We start from the raw sequence: 3,339 nt of genomic DNA, 5'->3' as shown, positions 1-3,339 counted from the left end.
CATTCCACTTTTGCCATAAGCAATTATACTTAGATGCGAAATGCTTAGATGGCAAGCCTTTTCGGTAGTTCTGGGAATTATAAATTATGAATTATAAATTATGAATTGGAAGCATCCCAATTTTGCCATAAGCAATTGTACTTAGATGCGAAATGCTTAGTGGGATGCTCCCTATGAATTGGGGAGAGAGGGGAGCCTTTTTCAGTGATTAGTAAACAGTGAAATGAAAACTCACCTCTGATCACTGGTAACTGATCACTGATGACTGATTCTAGCGATCGATCTCACCTTCGTAGGGTTGGACACCGATCGAGGGATAATTATCGTGGTTAGGGCTGAAAACTTCTAACACTGCATGAGCTAACTTTTGGAAAAAGTCGGGACTCTCGTGCAAGGATTTAAGTGCTGCTTCTAATTCAGGACGGGAGAAATCGAAGCCTTGCGAGCGAGCTATCTCTAGTAATTGCTGAGGATCTTGGGTTGAGCGCATTTTTTGACCCAATTCTTCGTTTTTAGCGGCTAAGGCGAAGAAGTCGAACACTTGATTTTTAGACATATAAATATTTTTCCTTTGATGATTAAAGGTGTGGCCTCTGGGGTGTGGAGGTTAAACTGCCTAGTTATGGTTTATTTTTATCCTACCAGTCAGGAGATATCCTCAAAGCAAAAGTTTCGTTTTTCTTTGCTTGTATGGCTGAGTATGCTTTAGGTCTAATTCTGAGGAGTGGGAAGTGGGGTGTAGGGTGTGGGGTGTGGGGTGTAGGGTGTGGGGTGTGGGGTGTAGGGTGTAGGGTGTTTTCTCAGTGAACTGATAACTGATAACTGATAACTGAATCCTGCCGACCGCCGACCGCTTCTTTCAAGTCAGAGAATAAATAGCCTAAAATAGAAACCTGCACTCTTGTTTCTGTAGCCAGCATCATGAATAAATCCCCACGTCGTTACCATATCACCACCTTTGGTTGTCAGATGAATAAGGCTGACTCCGAACGCATGGCGGGTATTTTAGAAGATTTGGGGTTTCAATGGTCTGAGGATGCCAACGAAGCCGATTTAATCCTCTACAATACCTGTACAATTCGCGATAATGCCGAACAGAAGGTTTATTCCTATCTCGGTAGACAGGCTAAACGCAAACAAACTCAACCCGATCTTACTCTAGTGGTCGCTGGCTGCGTGGCCCAACAGGAAGGGGAACAATTATTAAGACGGGTTCCCGAAGTGGATTTAATTATCGGTCCCCAACACGCAAATCGCTTGGGAGACTTATTACAACAAGTTTTTGACGGTTCCCAGGTGGTGGCCACCGAACCCATCCACATCATGGAAGATATCACCAAACCGCGCCGGGATAGTAATATTACCGCTTGGGTGAACGTCATCTATGGTTGTAATGAACGCTGTACCTATTGTGTGGTTCCGGGGGTGCGCGGGGTGGAACAATCTCGCACTCCTGCGGCAATTCGAGCAGAAATGGCACAATTAGGACAACAGGGTTATAAAGAAATCACCCTTTTAGGTCAAAATATCGATGCCTACGGACGGGATTTACCCGGAGTGACGGCAAGCGGCCGACATCTGCACAATTTCACCGATTTACTCTACTACATTCACGATGTGGCCGGCATTGAACGTCTCCGTTTTGCCACCAGTCACCCCCGCTATTTTACCGAACGTTTAATTAAAGCTTGTCAGGAATTACCTAAAGTTTGTGAACATTTTCATATCCCTTTTCAATCGGGGGATAATGATATTCTCAAGGCGATGAAACGGGGCTATACTCAGGAAAAATACCGACAAATTATTGCTAATATTCGCGATTTAATGCCAGATGCTGCCATTAGTGCCGATGCGATTGTCGGATTCCCCGGAGAAACAGAGGCACAGTTCGAGAATACTTTAAAATTAGTCGATGAGATTGGTTTTGATCAATTAAATACGGCGGCCTATTCTCCCCGTCCAGGCACTCCGGCCGCTATTTGGGATAATCAATTAAGTGAGCAGGTAAAAAGCGATCGCTTACAAAGATTAAATCATTTAGTGGCCACAAAAGCCGCCGAACGTTCCCAAAGATATTTAGGCAGAATTGAGGAAATTTTAGTGGAAGAAGTTAACCCTAAAGATGCTAGTCAAGTTATGGGAAGAACTAGAGGCAATCGCTTAACTTTCTTTACGGGAAATCTTGAGGAATTGCGCGGCAAATTTGTTAAGGTTAAAATTACCGAAGTCCGTCCCTTTAGTTTGACGGGAGTGATCTTTTAATAGTTAACAGTGACCCCTCAGCAGTGAAAAAAGGCAATAGCTATCGGGAATAATTTGCCAAGTAGGTAGCTGTTAAAAATTGTCAGATACCCCCCTTATCAAGGGGTGCAGGGGGGATCAAAGGCAAAATCTATCTTCAATTTAATTATAACTAATTACTTATTTTATGGATATTATCGCTATTTTGCAGCAAGATTATCAAAGATTTCCCCTCGATCAAACCTATGATATTTATGCTGATGACGTTTATTTTCAAGACCCTCTCAATCAATTTCGGGGGATTAAACGCTATCGGGAAATGATTGGTTTTATGGGTCAATGGTTCCAAGCTATCAAGATGGATGTCCACGCAATTGAACAGCAGGGAAATATTATTAATACCCGTTGGACATTGCACTGGACAACTCCTTTACCTTGGCGGCCCCGCATCGCTATTTCTGGACGCAGCCAATTAACTCTCGATGACAATAATCTGATTATTTCTCATATCGATTATTGGGATTGTTCGCGCTGGGATGTGCTGCGTCAGCATTTATCTTTTCCCAGTTCTTAACTACATTTTTTAACCAGAAAATGCCGACCAACGAGCGCTCGTTTGCTTGACAAAATCCTGTAAAAATGCTAGGCGCTGATTTTGTTCCCAGACCTGTTTAACTTTATTCTGCAAACTCGTCCAATTCCAATCATTATTCAGTTGCTCGTTAATTTCCTGTTCTTGAAAATATTCAACTAAACTTAAACCAGCTAAACGAGTTAGATAGGCTGCCCCGATTCCCTGCACTGTACCACCGGCAATATAAGTAATCGCATTTCCCTTGAGAATTGTTCCTAATGCCTGGGTTGTCACTTCTACCATGCCCAATTGTACCATCATTTTCCCCAGGGTGGCCATGGCTGTTTTTGCTTGTTCAAGGGACATTTTTTGTTGATAAATTCCCCCTAAATCCACTAACATTTGAGCGTTAGTAGCTGCCGCTAAAACTAAATCTAGGGCCGCGAGAGGATTAGCAAAAGTGGCAGTAGCGGCTATCCATTGGTATTGTTCGATAACAGGTAAAGCCTTTTTGCGTCGGGATT

General features: G+C 43.1%; 5 protein-coding genes. 2 read left to right on the top strand and 3 right to left on the bottom strand.

Features of this window, described 5'->3' with window-relative positions; translation table 11 throughout:
• Positions 1–271: 271 nt before the first annotated feature.
• Positions 272–556 carry a Nif11-like leader peptide family natural product precursor gene (locus PX484_RS03180; protein ID WP_002741693.1) on the bottom strand — a complete coding sequence of 95 codons (285 nt, stop codon included), beginning with the start codon at positions 554–556 and terminating at the stop codon, positions 272–274.
• A gap of 244 nt (positions 557–800) precedes the next feature.
• On the bottom strand, positions 801–923 hold the full coding sequence (locus PX484_RS03175) for a hypothetical protein (RefSeq protein WP_256377561.1): 123 nt from the start codon (positions 921–923) through the stop codon (positions 801–803).
• On the opposite strand from PX484_RS03175, the gene miaB reads away from it, so the two are divergent.
• On the top strand, positions 922–2,262 hold the full coding sequence (gene miaB, locus PX484_RS03170; protein ID WP_002800739.1) for a tRNA (N6-isopentenyl adenosine(37)-C2)-methylthiotransferase MiaB: 1,341 nt from the start codon (positions 922–924) through the stop codon (positions 2,260–2,262). The genes PX484_RS03175 and miaB overlap by 2 nt on opposite strands.
• Positions 2,263–2,428: 166 nt before the next feature.
• Positions 2,429–2,815 carry a C6orf136 family protein gene (locus PX484_RS03165; protein WP_002800738.1) on the top strand — a complete coding sequence of 129 codons (387 nt, stop codon included), beginning with the start codon at positions 2,429–2,431 and terminating at the stop codon, positions 2,813–2,815.
• A gap of 9 nt (positions 2,816–2,824) precedes the next feature.
• Here the strand turns inward: PX484_RS03165 and PX484_RS03160 are convergent.
• A partial coding sequence (locus tag PX484_RS03160; RefSeq protein WP_288102828.1) for a YcjF family protein occupies positions 2,825–3,339 on the bottom strand: 515 nt, incomplete at its 5' end.

The organism is Microcystis sp. M49636_WE2 (genome assembly GCF_030065375.1).
Lineage (GTDB): Bacteria > Cyanobacteriota > Cyanobacteriia > Cyanobacteriales > Microcystaceae > Microcystis > Microcystis aeruginosa_C.
The sequence above is the reverse complement of the archived record's forward strand: the minus strand, read 5'-3'. Positions and strand labels throughout refer to the sequence as shown.

What these genes read in the sequence shown, in the direction of transcription:
- PX484_RS03180 (WP_002741693.1), bottom strand. Translation starts at nt 556, where the DNA reads ATGTCTAAAAATCAAGTGTTCGACTTCTTCGCCTTAGCCGCTAAAAAC.
- miaB (WP_002800739.1), top strand. Translation starts at nt 922, where the DNA reads ATGAATAAATCCCCACGTCGTTACCATATCACCACCTTTGGTTGTCAG.
- PX484_RS03175 (WP_256377561.1), bottom strand. Translation starts at nt 923, where the DNA reads ATGATGCTGGCTACAGAAACAAGAGTGCAGGTTTCTATTTTAGGCTAT.
- PX484_RS03165 (WP_002800738.1), top strand. Translation starts at nt 2,429, where the DNA reads ATGGATATTATCGCTATTTTGCAGCAAGATTATCAAAGATTTCCCCTC.